This is a genomic window from Ruegeria sp. ABV4_181 (assembly GCF_056158465.1).
Genome location: NZ_JBSWTI010000002.1, coordinates 2,448,764 through 2,462,484, shown reverse-complemented (window position 1 = coordinate 2,462,484; position 13,721 = coordinate 2,448,764). Strand labels below are relative to the sequence as shown.

Here is a 13,721-nt window from a genome sequence, read left to right as displayed (position 1 = left end):
CGTGTTCCTGTTCTTTCCGCCATTGCTGCGTCATTGGCACATGCTGAGGCACGCCCAATACTAATTCTGCACACAAGATGACCTGCGGCGGACGTTACTCCGCCGCGACCTGTTCAGGGTTCAGCATCTGGTTCAGATAACGGCCGGTATGGCTGCGCTCGACTGCGGCCACATCCTCGGGCGTTCCGGTCGCCACGATTTCGCCGCCGCCGTCGCCCCCTTCGGGACCGATATCAATGATATGGTCCGCCGTTTTGACCACGTCCAGATTGTGTTCGATCACGATCACTGTATTCCCCTGATCGACCAGTTCATGCAGAACCTCCAACAGCTTGCGGACGTCTTCGAAATGCAGCCCGGTTGTGGGTTCATCCAGAATATACAACGTCCGACCGGTCGAGCGTTTGGACAGTTCCTTGGACAGCTTCACCCGCTGCGCCTCACCACCTGAAAGCGTGGTCGCCTGCTGACCGACTTTGATATACCCCAGACCAACCCGCGCCAGCGCATCCATCTTGTCCCGGATGGAAGGCACGGCCTTAAAGAATTCCTGCGCGTCTTCCACTGTCATATCAAGGACATCGGCGATGGACTTGCCCTTGAACTTGATCTCAAGCGTCTCGCGGTTGTAGCGCGCGCCCTTGCAGGTTTCGCAGGTTACGTAGACGTCGGGAAGAAAGTGCATCTCGATCTTGATGACACCATCCCCCTGACAGGCCTCGCACCGGCCGCCCTTGACGTTGAAACTGAAGCGGCCCGGCTTGTAACCGCGCGCCTTGGCCTCGGGCAATCCGGCGAACCAGTCGCGGATCGGGGTGAAGGCACCTGTGTAAGTGGCTGGATTCGAACGCGGAGTCCGACCGATGGGTCGCTGATCGATATCGATAACCTTGTCCAGATGCTCCAACCCCTTGATCGTCTCGCAGGGTGCCGGGGTCTGCCGCGCGCCGTTCAGCCGCATCGAGGCGGTCTTGAACAGGGTTTCAATCGTCAGCGTCGACTTGCCACCGCCTGACACGCCGGTCACACAGACGAACTTGCCCAGGGGAAATTTCGCCGTGACGTTCTTGAGGTTGTTTCCGGTCGCCTTGACCACCGAAACACTCTTTTTGTTGCCCTTGCGACGCTCTGCCGGCACAGGGATTTCGCGTGTACCGGCCAGGTACTGACCCGTCATTGACGCGGCATCCGCAGCAATCTGATCCGGTGTACCCTGGCTGACAACCTGACCGCCATGCACACCGGCCCCCGGCCCGATATCAAAGACATAATCGGCCTCGCGGATGGCCTCTTCGTCATGTTCGACGACGATCACCGTATTGCCCTGATCGCGCAGATTTTTCAGCGTGCCCAACAGGCGGTCATTGTCACGCTGGTGCAGACCGATAGAGGGCTCGTCCAGCACGTACAGAACACCTGTCAGGCCCGAACCGATCTGGCTGGCCAGACGAATCCGCTGGCTTTCACCGCCGGACAATGTGCCGCTTGAGCGGGACAGAGTAAGATATTCCAGCCCGACATTGTTCAGAAAGCCCAGACGTTCGCGGATTTCCTTCAGGATGGCCCGCGCGATCTCGTTCTTCTGTACGCTCAGGTGCTTGGGTGCGCCTTCGATCCAGGCCAGCGCCTCTCGGATCGACATCTGAACCACCTGCCCGACATGCAGGCTAGCGATCTTGACGGCCAGCGCTTCGGGCCGCAGGCGATAGCCGTTGCACGCCCCGCAAGGACGGTTGTTCTGATACCGCTCGAACTCTTCGCGTATCCAGGCGCTGTCGGTCTCGCGATAGCGACGCTCCATATTCGGAATAACGCCCTCAAAGCTGCGGGTGACCTGATAAACCCGCCCGCCCTCGTCATATCGGAACTGGATCTCCTCATCGCCCGAGCCGCGCAGAAACACCTGCTGCACGTTCTCTGGCAAGTCTTTCCACGGCGTATTCTTGTCGAATTCGTAATGCCGCGCGATGGCTTCGATTGTTTGCAGGAAATAGGGCGACTTGCCCTTACGCCACGGGGCCAGCGCGCCATCGTACAGCTTCAGGGTCTGGTCGGGAACAACAAGCCGTTCATCAAAAAACAGCTCAACCCCCAACCCGTCGCAGTCCGGGCAGGCGCCGAAAGGAGCGTTGAAGGAAAACAGGCGCGGTTCAATCTCGGGGATGGTGAAGCCGCTGACTGGACAGGCGAAGTTTTCACTGAAGGTAATTCTTTCCGGATCGCCCTCACGCGGTGCGGTCTCAAGCACGGCGATGCCGTCCGCCAGATCCAGCGCAGTCCGCAAACTGTCCGCCAGCCGGGTTTCCATCCCCTCGCGCACAACCAGCCGGTCGACAACAACATCGATGTCGTGCCGGAACTTCTTGTCCAGCGTCGGCGGTTCATCCAGTTCATGGAATGCCCCGTCCACCTTGACGCGCTGGAACCCCTGCTTGCGCAGCTCCAGAAACTCCTTTTTGTATTCCCCCTTGCGGTCCCGCACGATCGGAGCCAGCAGATAGCCGCGCGTGCCTTCCTCCATCGCCATGATGCGGTCGACCATATCCTGCACCTGCTGCGCCTCGATCGGCAGCCCGGTTGCAGGGCTATAGGGCGTGCCGGCGCGGGCAAACAACAGCCGCAGGTAATCATAGATCTCGGTTACCGTACCGACGGTCGAGCGCGGGTTCTTCGACGTGGTCTTCTGTTCAATCGAAATTGCCGGGGACAGGCCGCTGATGTGATCGACATCGGGTTTTTCCATCATGTCCAGAAACTGGCGCGCATAAGCTGACAGGCTTTCGACATAGCGACGCTGGCCTTCGGCATAGATCGTATCAAACGCCAGAGACGACTTACCCGAACCCGACAGTCCGGTGATCACCACCAGCTGATCCCGCGGGATGTCCACGTCGATACTCTTGAGGTTATGTTCGCGCGCGCCGCGTACCTCGATATTCTTCAGCTCAGCCATTTTTGGCTCCCAACACACAAGTGTCCTAGAAATAGGCGAGCGGCACTGAGTCTCCAATAGAAAAGTTAGAACAAAGTGTGAACTAACGGGTTATTGCCGACACCTGCTGACACCATGCCAAAGCCAACCTGCTAGCTGGCTGAGGTTTCTTCGGCATCAAAGGAAAAGTGGCGCGGTTGACGGGGCTCGAACCCGCGACCCCCGGCGTGACAGGCCGGTACTCTAACCAACTGAGCTACAACCGCGCATCTATTTCATGGTTCTATTGCCTGAACCAAGGCTGGCAGCGATGGCGCGGTTGACGGGGCTCGAACCCGCGACCCCCGGCGTGACAGGCCGGTACTCTAACCAACTGAGCTACAACCGCCCGCTGCCCGTTCGTTGCTGAACGTTGGGGTGTATTATGGCCACGCCCCGGCATCGTCAAGCGGCGTTTTGAAGTTTTTTTGACCAACGCATTTTTTGTTTGGATTTTTGGCCGTCTCGTTTCTTTAAGCCGCCACGCCCACCAAATTGCCGGCGCGCGGAAATTCCTGAACATGCCCGCGAACTTGGCGGGCAAATCGTGAAAAATTGGCGGTGCGGCAAGGCCCCGAAGCCAACACGCGAAGGATGCACGCGCTGGATAAACTCTGATCAAATCACCCGCTTGCACCAGATCGAACAGACACGCCCTGCCCGTCTCAAACTGACGCTTCGTAAACGTCAGCCTTGCGCCACTATTCAGCCACATTGCAACGGCAAGAGATGCAAAAGAACGTCTACCGCGAAGATTTCAGGACGCGTTGCTTGCATACTCCGAATAGCATTGGAACCATCTAATCCAAGGAAAAATGTTCCGAATCTTTGTTAATGGGTCGAAGGTCAAATTTGACGCGAATGGATTTTAGAAACTCGATACAGAAGTCCCGCCGCGTTTTGTTAAGAAGGAAGTAGTAGAAAATGTCAGTTGTCAGCACAACTTCTCCGGGTACCAACCCCACTGGTAACGTATACGTGGACGGGCTGATTTGGGGAACGTCGTGGAATGTGAACACCAACGTCGGAGGCCCTGCAGGCACCATTACCTATTCCTTCGCGGACTCGACGGTGTCTGGCTTCAAGACAATGCGGCCCTACGAAATGCAGGCATTTCGCGCGGCGCTGGCGATAATCGAGACATTTATTCCAGTTGACTTCGTAGAAGTTGATTTTCTGTCTCCTAATGGGACAACCTATTTCGAGAACATCTCCTTTGGCTTGGTAACAACCGAATTTCTGGAAGGAGGCCTCGGGTATCATCAAGTGCCCGGCGACAAGCCAATTCTACAGGATGATTATGGAATCAATACACTGTTCGGCTTCTTCGCCTATGATACTCCTCTCTTCAGCCGTGAAGCGCTGGTCAAAGGCGGCGAAGGTTTCACAACGATCCTGCACGAAATTTTGCACGGTCTGGGCTTGGCTCACCCTCATGACAACGGCGGAAGCTCGTCGGTATTTCCTGGCGTCACTCAATCCTTTGACGATTATGGAACGCATGGCCAGAACCAAGGTGTGTTCACGATCATGTCCTACAATTCGGGGTATCCCGAGGTTGTGCCCATGACGACCTACACCTATGGCGGAACTGCTACGCCGATGGCACTGGACATTGCCGCATTGCAGGAGATTTACGGGACCAGCAATTACCGAAACGGTGACAATGTCTATTACATCACCGGTAAAAACGGGGTTGGCACTTACTGGCAGGCGATCTGGGACACGGGTGGAGACGACACTATCTCGGCCGAAGGCGTGACTCGCAAGGTTGTAATCGATCTTAGGGACGCCGATCTGACAGGCCATGACGCGGGCGGCACCCCTTCTTTCGCCGAAGGGATTCGCGGTGGGTTCACAATTGCCAACACAGTTGTAATCGAAAACGCAATCGGCGGCTCGGGCGGCGACGTAATCATTGGAAATGACGCAAACAATCAGATCGAAGGCCGCAATGGGCACGACGTTCTTTCCTCGGGAAGCGGTAACGACCAAATTCACGGTGGCCGCGGCAATGACACTCTGAACGGCGGGCGCGGCAACGACTTCTTTTCTGGAGGCCTTGGTTCAGATGTCATTATCGTGAAGGACAATGATGGGGACGACTTTATCCACGGCGGGCGAAGTGTCGATTGGTTGCGGTTTATCGGTTCAGTTGGCGCAACCGTAGATCTGTCGAACACCTCAGCGCAGAATACTGGTTACGGCATGGATACCATACAGTCAGTCGAGAATGTCGACGGCACAGCGCAAAACGACAACATTACCGGAAACGAGGCCGCCAACAATCTGATTGGCCGGGGCGGCAACGATTATCTGTCGGGTGGAATGAATCATGATAAGCTGACAGGAAATACTGGCAACGACACCCTGGACGGCGGACGAGGCAACGACACCCTGAATGGCGGTTCGGGAACCGATATCCTGATCGGTGGTATCGGCCGAGACGTTATGACAGGCGGAGGAAACGCCGATACCTTTGTGTTCAACGCGATCAAGGAAGGGTCGGTAGCTACGTCAACCGCAGATGTCATTACGGATTTTACCGCCGGTCAGGACAAAATCGACCTGAGCGCGATCGACGCCAGCACAGTTTCTGTTGGCGACGATATGTTTGTGTTTAACGGATCCACCGCTGCTGGAGATTCCGACGCTGGTGAAGTCTGGGTTGTTAAAAAGAACCGGCCCGGAACAGACAAAGACATTACCTTTGTTTATGTCGATACCGATGGTGACAGCGACCCCGAAATGCTGATCAAACTTACAGGTTTGCACAACCTTACAGAAGGCGACTTCATCCTTTAAGCAGAGGGAGACCTCAGGCGGCGGAGCGCTGTCGCCTGAGCCCAATCTCCGCTGAAACTTTCGACAGTGCAAACAGCCCAACAGCCTGAGCGGCAAATGGGCTTTTTCCGGAAAAGCCAACCACCCCCTCTTGCGAGTGAAATCATCTGTGTATAATACGCGTCCTCACGGGTGATTAGCTCAGTGGTAGAGCGCTTCGTTCACATCGAAGATGTCAGGAGTTCAAATCTCTTATCACCCACCATTTTCCCTGCATGTTTCGGCAAATGACAAAGTCGTTTTCTAACACTTCGTGGCATTTAGGTGTTCTGCCGTTTAACTCAGGCCACACAACCACCGGTCAACGAAAAAGGGCGGGGAAAACGCCCCGCCCTTTCGTAGTCTCATCGTTGTTTAATGCGCTGTGGCGGATGCGCCGCTTCCGTCCGAAGTGACTTTGGCCGCAGCGGCCGCGGCTTCTTCTGCGGCCTCGTCCCAATCCACCGCTTCGGGGGTCCGAACCAGCGCCTGTTTCAGAACTTCCGAAACATGAGTGACCGGAATGATCTCCAACCCCTCTTTCACGTTGTCGGGAATTTCGGCCAGATCCTTTTCGTTTTCTTCCGGGATCAGAACTGTTTTGATTCCACCGCGCAACGCAGCCAAAAGCTTCTCTTTCAGCCCGCCAATCGGCATCGCATTGCCGCGCAGCGAAACCTCTCCGGTCATCGCAATATCCTTGCGCACCGGAATTCCGGTCAGCACGGACACGATCGAGGTCACCATGGCCAGGCCGGCCGACGGACCGTCCTTGGGCGTTGCCCCGTCCGGCACGTGAACGTGGATGTCCAGGGTGTCGAATTTCGGCGGCTTTACCCCGATCTGAGGTGAGATAGACCGCACGTAAGAGGACGCCGCGTCGATGGATTCCTTCATCACATCGCCCAGCTTGCCGGTGGTCTTCATCCGCCCCTTGCCGGGCAGTTTCAGCGCCTCGATATGCAACAGGTCGCCGCCCACGGATGTCCAGGCCAGGCCGGTGACCACACCGACCTGATCGTCCTGTTCGGCCAGACCGTAGCGGAATTTGGGCACGCCAAGGAAATCGTCAAGGTTGTCCGGCGTCACCTGTACGGTTTCCGCCTCTTTCTTGATGATCTTGGTCAGCGATTTCCGCGCCACTTTGGCAATCTCGCGCTCAAGGTTCCGCACGCCCGCCTCACGCGTGTACGTGCGGATGATCTTTTGCAGCGCCTCGTCGGTCAGTTCAAATTCCTTGGCCTTGAGGCCGTGGTTCTTGATCTGTTTGCCGATCAGGTGCTGCTTGGCGATCTCGCTCTTTTCCTCTTCGGTGTAACCGGCCAGCGGAATGATCTCCATCCGGTCCAGCAGAGGCCCGGGCATGTTGTAGCTGTTCGACGTGGTCAGGAACATCACGTTGGAAAGGTCATATTCGACCTCAAGATAGTGATCCATGAACGTGTTGTTCTGCTCAGGGTCCAGCACTTCCAGCATGGCCGAAGCCGGGTCGCCACGGAAGTCCTGCCCCATCTTGTCGATCTCATCGAGCAGGATGAGCGGGTTCGTGGTCTTCGCCTTTTTCAGCGCCTGAATGATCTTACCGGGCATCGAACCGATATAGGTCCGGCGGTGGCCGCGAATTTCGGATTCGTCGCGAACCCCACCCAACGAGATGCGGATGAACTCGCGTCCCGTGGCCTTGGCCACCGATTTACCCAGCGAGGTTTTACCCACGCCCGGAGGTCCAACAAGGCACAGGATCGGTCCTTTCAGTTTTTTCGACCGCTGCTGAACCGCCAGGTACTCAACGATCCGCTCTTTGACTTTCTCAAGACCATAGTGGTCGTCATCAAGGATTTCCTGCGCCCGGCCCAGATCCTTTTTGACACGGGATTTTGTGCCCCACGGCAGCGACAGAATCCAGTCCAGATAGTTGCGCACGACCGTGGCCTCAGCCGACATCGGGCTCATGTTGCGCAGCTTTTTCAGCTCGCCTTCCGCCTTTTCGCGCGCTTCTTTGGACAGCTTGGTCTCGTTGATCTTGGCTTCGAGTTCGGCAACCTCGTTGCTGCCGTCCTCACCATCGCCAAGCTCCTTCTGAATGGCCTTCATCTGCTCATTCAGGTAATACTCGCGCTGCGTCTTCTCCATCTGGGATTTAACGCGGGTCTTGATCTTTTTCTCGACCTGCAGAACCGACATCTCTCCCTGCATCAGCCCATAGACTTTTTCAAGCCGTTCGCTGACGGACAGGGTTTCCAGCAGTTCCTGCTTTTGCTCAACCTCGATGCCCAGATGACCGGATACCAGATCGGCCAGCTTGGCCGGTTCGGCGGTTTCACCAACGGCAGTCAGAGCTTCTTCGGGAATGTTCTTACGCACTTTGGCATAGCGCTCGAACTCATCCGCAACGGTGCGCAACAGCGCTTCGGTCGTGGTCACATCGCCCGGAATTTCGGTCAGATACTCGGCACGAGCCTCGAAAAACTCTTCGTTTTCAAGGAACTCGGTGATCTGCACACGGGCCTGACCTTCGACCAGCACCTTGACCGTGCCGTCGGGCAGTTTCAGCAGTTGCAGAACGTTGGCCAAAACGCCCGAGCGGTAGATGCCCTCCACCACCGGGTCGTCATCACCCGGATCAATCTGGCTGGACAGCAAAATCTGCTTATCGTCCTGCATCACTTCTTCCAGCGCGCGGACGGATTTTTCCCGACCCACGAACAGCGGCACGATCATATGTGGAAAGACCACAATATCGCGCAGCGGAAGTACGGGGTATGAGGAATTCAGGGGCTCTTGCATGCTCAATCCTTATCGTTGGCAAGACGGCTCTGGTCCCTATTCAAGGCAACGCCCGGCCGTCTCCTGTCTTGGACGATAAAGGTGGGGCCTCATCGCCCTTTTTCAACCTTACCGCCATGTAACATGATTCAGAATGAACCGAGCTTTTGCGGACTGCAAGGCGTCCGGCGCATATATCCACTGAATTTCACAAAACATGCAGGCACGCCTGAAAAAGCACGCGTCAGAACAACCTCTGCACCGCCCGCGACAGGAAAAAGCCGTGCCCGTCCTGGTTCCTGCACTCCAACCCTTTTTTCGAGGAATGGCATACGAACCCACCAAACCTTCCGGTCACGCCATATTCGGCCCTGTCAAACCCATTGCGATTGCGGTCCAGCGGGCGACACAGCATCTGAGCGGGCCCGGTGTTATACATGAAAAAGACGTGACCCCAGTCGGATTGGCAATTCGTCGGGCGCGGCAAGGCCGGCGCGCCGCGGCGTTCGATAATGGTGCAATAGATATCCGAGGCGTTCACGTCCTGGCCAACCGAACACTGGATGTTTTCGGACGGTGTTTCAAACGTCCAGACATCCGCATACAGCCCGGTAGAAAAGACAACAAATACAACTAATGGGGCAAGGAAACGAGGCATCGAAATCTCCGGCAAAAACACATTAATTGTTTTGAATAGTCGTGTGGCAGATTACCAAAACACCCGCGCTTTGTCACCAAAGGCCCGGCCCGTCAGAGGGGCTCAATATCTCCCTGCGCTCGTTGTGCGTGGAACTCAGCCTGCCAGGTGTCGAACGTCCCGGCAGCGATTGCATCCCGCATGCCCTGCATGATCTCTTGAAAATAATGCAGGTTGTGCCAAGTCAGCAGCATCCCCGAAATCATCTCGTTGGCCCGGAAGACATGGTGCAGATAGGCCCGCGAATAGTTTGAACAGGCGGGGCAGGAACACGCCTCATCCAGCGGTCGCGGATCATCGGCGTGTCGGGCGTTCTTGATGTTTACCACACCAAACCGGGTGAAAACCTGCCCGGTGCGCCCTGACCGCGACGGCAGAACGCAATCCATCATGTCGATGCCACGCGCGACGGCGCCGACAATGTCGTCGGGCTTGCCGACCCCCATCAGATAACGTGGCTTGTCCTCTGGCAGGAAGTCGGGCGCATAGTCGAGACAGTCGAACATGGCTTCCTGCCCCTCGCCAACGGCCAGACCACCGACCGCATATCCCTCGAACCCGATCTGTTTCAGCGCCTCGGCGCTTTCTTCCCGCAGGTCCTTTTCCAGACCACCCTGCATGATCCCGAACAGAGCGTGCCCCGGACGGTCCCCAAACGCCTCGCGCGATCGGTCAGCCCACCGCATCGACAGGCGCATCGACTCGGCGATGCGGTCGCGATCAGCCGGCAAGGCGGGACACTCGTCGAAACACATGACGATATCGGACCCCAGCAGGCGTTGGATCTCCATCGACCGCTCGGGTGTCAGCTCGTGCTTGGACCCGTCGATATGAGATTTGAAGGTCACGCCCTTTTCGGTCAGCTTGCGCAACCCGGCCAGCGACATGACCTGAAACCCGCCCGAGTCCGTCAGGATGGGCCGTTCCCAATTCATGAACTTGTGCAGACCGCCCAAACGGTCGATCCGTTCCGCCGTTGGGCGCAGCATCAGGTGATAGGTGTTGCCGAGCAGAATGTCCGCCCCGGTCGCACGAACGCTTTCCGGCATCATCGCCTTGACCGTAGCCGCCGTACCCACAGGCATGAAGGCCGGTGTACGCACCTCGCCCCGCGGCGTGTGAATCACACCGGTTCGGGCCTTGCCATCCGTGGCCTTCAGGTCAAATGAGAAACGTTCGGTCATGGGCTCGCCTTAGGGTCGCTGAACCGGGCAGCGTTTGCCCGATCTGTGCCGTCATTGCAACCCGTCAGGGCAGCGACGCAACGCGTTCGGTAAACAGATGAACTACCCCTGCCCCGTCAACGTCCCGGCACACGCGAACGGACGGGCGCGTCGTAACCGGGCGCGTCGCGCCGATCTCAGGACCTTCCAGAACGACCTGCAAACCGGTTTCAACCATGTCAAACATCGGTGCATGCGTGCATGCGATCACAGCGGTCGAATCGTGCAACCCGCAGCCTTCCAGCCCGCCGACCTCTTTGTAGAACTTCAGGTAGAACCGCGAGATGTCGCGCAGGAACGCGCCCATGTCCGGCGAACGGGCGGCCAGTGCCTCGAAATCGGCGGTCTCGTAAAGCGTCTTCAGCGTGACATCCAGACCAACAACAACGGTGTCGGGGGGTGCGGCAAACACTTCGTCCGCGGCGCGGGCATCGTGATAGATATTGGCCTCGGCATGCGCGGTAATGTTGCCCGGGCAATAGACCGCCCCGCCCATAATCACCAGACGTCTGATGTTGCGCGCGAAATCCGGATCCAGCCGCATCGCGTCGGCGATATTGGTCAGGGGACCGACGGCACAAACAACCAGTTCGCCTTTGTGCTGGCGTGCCATCTCGACCAGAAACTCGGCCGCAGGCAGCGGGTGGTTCGAGCCGATCTCGGGAATGTCCGTAATGTCGCCAAACCCCTCGGGGCCATGGACATGTTCGGAAGGATCGTGACCCTTGGCGCCCATGGCAAAAGGCGCGCCTTCGGCCACCGGGGCATTCAAACCCAGTTTATCCAACAAGAACCGGGCATTGCGGCTGGATTGGTGCACATGCGTGTTGCCGAAGACAGTTGTCAGCCCAATCAGGTCAATTTCCGGGGCGGCGGCGGCATAGGCAATCGCCATTGCGTCGTCTATGCCGGGGTCAGTATCGATGATCAGTTTCATACCTGCCCGATACCGCAAACGGCGCGGGATGCAAAGCGGCCACATTCGCAAAATACCACGTCGCATCCACAACTTCAGAGATTTGCATCCACGCGCAATCTCTCCATACCAGAGTTGAAATTGGGCGACTCAACCCCCAAATGTATACTGTAGTACACAATAAACGAGGACAGATATGACCGAAGACCAGATTATAGGATTGATAACGTCGAACATCATTTACGTGCTTGCCGCCGTTCTGATCATCGCCGTTATCTTCAAGGGCGTAAAAATCGTCCCTCAATCCGAAAAATACGTGGTCGAACGGTTCGGACGCCTGCATTCGGTGCTTGGGCCCGGTATCAACTTTATCGTTCCTTTTCTGGATGTTGCGCGTCACAAGATATCCATTCTGGAACGTCAGCTTCCTAACGCGACGCAGGACGCGATCACCAAGGACAACGTTCTTGTGCAAATCGACACCTCGGTCTTTTACCGCATTCTGGAACCGGAAAAGACGGTTTACCGAATCCGCGACGTGGATGGCGCGATTGCGACGACGGTGGCCGGGATCGTGCGGGCCGAGATTGGTAAAATGGACCTGGATGAGGTTCAGTCCAACCGGGCGCAGCTGATCGAACGGATTCAGGAAAGCGTGGAAACCGCCGTGGACGACTGGGGCATCGAAGTGACCCGGGCCGAGATTCTGGACGTTAACCTGGATCAGGCTACCCGCGACGCGATGTTGCAGCAGCTGAACGCCGAACGTGCCCGCCGGGCGCAGGTGACCGAAGCCGAAGGTCAGAAACGCGCTGTCGAACTGCATGCGGATGCCGAGCTGTACGCGGCCGAGCAAACCGCGAAAGCGCGCCGCATTCAGGCCGAGGCCGAGGCTTACGCCACGGGTGTCGTTGCCAAGGCCATTCAGGACAACGGTATTGAGGCTGCACAGTATCAGGTTGCACTGAAACAGGTCGAGGCGCTCAACGCGCTGGGTAACGGGACCGGATCGCAGACCATCGTGGTGCCTGCCAACGCCCTTGAAGCCTTTGGCGACGCCTTTAAGATGCTGCGAGGAGGAAAGTAATGGCCGATCCCTTCTGGTTGACCTGGTGGCTGTGGCTTGCGGCAGCGCTTGCTCTGGGCATTCTTGAGATCTTCCTGCCGGGGTTCATCTTTCTGGGCTTCGCGATAGGTGCCGCGGCAACCGGGCTTCTTCTGGCCATACCCGGCTTAGCCCCGTCGCTGCCTATCCTGCTGCTGGTCTTTGCAGCCTTGTCGCTGATTGCCTGGCTGGTCCTGCGGCGTATGTTTGCCCTGCCCCACGGTCAGGTCAAAACCTTCAATCACGACATCAACGATTAAACCTGACTGGCGCCCGTATTGGGCGCCATCGCACCTCTGGACGATGGCTCTGGTATTCCCTATATAATCTCTCAGGAAACAGACCCGAGGCACGAATGACTCATCCGAGTGAACAGTTTGAAGGCACCCCCCTGATCGCGCCTTCGACCATTGAGCATCCCCTGTACGAGCCGGTGGTAGAAGCCTGCCGGACGGTCTACGACCCTGAAATCCCGGTAAATATCTACGATCTGGGCCTGATCTACACGATCGACATCGCGCAGGATAACGCTGTGAAGGTCATCATGACCCTGACGGCCCCCGGATGCCCGGTCGCCGGCGACATGCCGGGCTGGATCGTCGAAGCCATCGAACCGGTTGCGGGCGTCAAGGAAGTCGACGTCGAACTGACGTGGGAGCCGCCCTGGGGCATGGAGATGATGTCGGACGAAGCCCGGCTTGAGCTGGGCTTTATGTAAACCCTACATCAGGTCCCGCACATAATCCCCTGTCTTAAAAGCTTTATGTGCCTGTCACATATCTGAAAGATTACCGTCACAAGCATTGTGAATAGTTCGCGCGTGCTAGCGTCTGGCTTCAGGCAATTCGCTGCGCGGGCCGACAGTACATATTCCGTCCCCCCAGAGCTCCGGCCTGAATGAGAGACCGCTCTTGCCCGAGAGCGGTCTTTTCTTTTCGGCCGATACCGTCGTTACATTTGGCTATTCCACACCGCACTTGGATTTGATTTCGGCCGCGCGTTCATCCAGGGCCTTTACGTAGTCGCCCGACAGCATGGACAGCCTCTTGTTCTCGGTCCCGGTGATCAGCCCCAAAAGCGCGCCGGCTGGTAAAATCGAAACTACGCTTTCCACTTGCTGGTCCTGAGCGTGTTTCTTTTCCGCGGCGATTGCCCGCAAGTCGCCCTCGGCCGTTGCGCAATTCACCGGATGCCGCTTGTCAGTCGCCTCGGCCAAGGCG

At 57.2% G+C, this 13,721-nt stretch carries 10 protein-coding genes and 3 tRNA genes; 5 read left to right on the top strand and 8 right to left on the bottom strand.

The window, feature by feature from the left end:
• Positions 1-94: 94 nt before the first annotated feature.
• The 3 genes from uvrA to ACXAC3_RS12145 all read right to left on the bottom strand — a co-directional run bounded on the left by uvrA (position 95) and on the right by ACXAC3_RS12145 (position 3,320).
• A complete protein-coding gene (uvrA, locus tag ACXAC3_RS12155) occupies positions 95-2,953 on the bottom strand; it encodes an excinuclease ABC subunit UvrA (RefSeq protein WP_475160409.1) in 2,859 nt (952 codons plus the stop codon).
• 168 nt (positions 2,954-3,121) lie between these two features.
• Positions 3,122-3,198 (bottom strand) — tRNA-Asp (locus ACXAC3_RS12150).
• A 45-nt stretch (positions 3,199-3,243) separates the two neighbouring features.
• Positions 3,244-3,320: transfer RNA gene (locus ACXAC3_RS12145), tRNA-Asp, on the bottom strand.
• 629 nt (positions 3,321-3,949) lie between these two features.
• Here ACXAC3_RS12145 and ACXAC3_RS12140 point away from each other — a divergent pair.
• Together ACXAC3_RS12140 and ACXAC3_RS12135 are read left to right on the top strand one after the other, a co-directional pair.
• The gene (locus ACXAC3_RS12140) at positions 3,950-5,776 is read left to right on the top strand and encodes a M10 family metallopeptidase C-terminal domain-containing protein (RefSeq protein WP_475160408.1); all 1,827 of its coding nucleotides are present in this window, start codon (positions 3,950-3,952) and stop codon (positions 5,774-5,776) included.
• A gap of 169 nt (positions 5,777-5,945) precedes the next feature.
• Positions 5,946-6,020: transfer RNA gene (locus tag ACXAC3_RS12135), tRNA-Val, on the top strand.
• 149 nt (positions 6,021-6,169) lie between these two features.
• On the opposite strand, the gene lon is transcribed toward ACXAC3_RS12135, so the two are convergent.
• From lon to ACXAC3_RS12115, 4 genes are all read right to left on the bottom strand, one after another.
• Positions 6,170-8,581, bottom strand: a complete 2,412-nt coding sequence (lon, locus tag ACXAC3_RS12130; protein WP_475160406.1) for an endopeptidase La — start codon at positions 8,579-8,581, stop codon at positions 6,170-6,172.
• Positions 8,582-8,804: 223 nt separating this feature from the next.
• Positions 8,805-9,218, bottom strand: coding sequence for a DUF6636 domain-containing protein (locus ACXAC3_RS12125; RefSeq protein WP_475160403.1), 414 nt, complete (start codon positions 9,216-9,218; stop codon positions 8,805-8,807).
• Positions 9,219-9,310: 92 nt separating this feature from the next.
• Entirely contained in the window at positions 9,311-10,441 is a 1,131-nt protein-coding gene (gene tgt / locus ACXAC3_RS12120; protein WP_475160401.1) for a tRNA guanosine(34) transglycosylase Tgt, read from the bottom strand.
• A gap of 64 nt (positions 10,442-10,505) precedes the next feature.
• Positions 10,506-11,417, bottom strand: coding sequence for a nucleoside hydrolase (locus ACXAC3_RS12115; protein ID WP_475160399.1), 912 nt, complete (start codon positions 11,415-11,417; stop codon positions 10,506-10,508).
• A 175-nt stretch (positions 11,418-11,592) separates the two neighbouring features.
• Between ACXAC3_RS12115 and ACXAC3_RS12110 the strand changes: the two genes are divergently transcribed.
• The 3 genes from ACXAC3_RS12110 (at position 11,593) to ACXAC3_RS12100 (ending at position 13,219) form a co-directional block, all read left to right on the top strand.
• Positions 11,593-12,483 (top strand): SPFH domain-containing protein, encoded by an 891-nt coding sequence (locus ACXAC3_RS12110; protein WP_475160397.1) that lies wholly within the window; start codon positions 11,593-11,595, stop codon positions 12,481-12,483.
• On the top strand, positions 12,483-12,761 hold the full coding sequence (locus tag ACXAC3_RS12105; protein ID WP_475160394.1) for an NfeD family protein: 279 nt from the start codon (positions 12,483-12,485) through the stop codon (positions 12,759-12,761). The genes ACXAC3_RS12110 and ACXAC3_RS12105 overlap by 1 nt, the downstream gene beginning before the upstream one ends.
• 95 nt (positions 12,762-12,856) lie before the next feature.
• Positions 12,857-13,219, top strand: a complete 363-nt coding sequence (locus tag ACXAC3_RS12100; RefSeq protein WP_475160393.1) for an SUF system Fe-S cluster assembly protein — start codon at positions 12,857-12,859, stop codon at positions 13,217-13,219.
• A 243-nt stretch (positions 13,220-13,462) separates the two neighbouring features.
• On the opposite strand, the gene ACXAC3_RS12095 is transcribed toward ACXAC3_RS12100, so the two are convergent.
• The gene (locus tag ACXAC3_RS12095) at positions 13,463-13,717 is read right to left on the bottom strand and encodes a hypothetical protein (protein ID WP_475160391.1); all 255 of its coding nucleotides are present in this window, start codon (positions 13,715-13,717) and stop codon (positions 13,463-13,465) included.
• Between the last annotated feature and the right edge of the window lie 4 nt (positions 13,718-13,721).

Bases quoted from the DNA above. Each gene is read 5' to 3' on its own strand.
- uvrA (WP_475160409.1), bottom strand. From the start codon at position 2,953: ATGGCTGAGCTGAAGAATATCGAGGTACGCGGCGCGCGCGAACATAAC.
- lon (WP_475160406.1), bottom strand. From the start codon at position 8,581: ATGCAAGAGCCCCTGAATTCCTCATACCCCGTACTTCCGCTGCGCGAT.
- ACXAC3_RS12125 (WP_475160403.1), bottom strand. From the start codon at position 9,218: ATGCCTCGTTTCCTTGCCCCATTAGTTGTATTTGTTGTCTTTTCTACC.
- tgt (WP_475160401.1), bottom strand. From the start codon at position 10,441: ATGACCGAACGTTTCTCATTTGACCTGAAGGCCACGGATGGCAAGGCC.
- ACXAC3_RS12115 (WP_475160399.1), bottom strand. From the start codon at position 11,417: ATGAAACTGATCATCGATACTGACCCCGGCATAGACGACGCAATGGCG.
- ACXAC3_RS12110 (WP_475160397.1), top strand. From the start codon at position 11,593: ATGACCGAAGACCAGATTATAGGATTGATAACGTCGAACATCATTTAC.
- ACXAC3_RS12105 (WP_475160394.1), top strand. From the start codon at position 12,483: ATGGCCGATCCCTTCTGGTTGACCTGGTGGCTGTGGCTTGCGGCAGCG.
- ACXAC3_RS12100 (WP_475160393.1), top strand. From the start codon at position 12,857: ATGACTCATCCGAGTGAACAGTTTGAAGGCACCCCCCTGATCGCGCCT.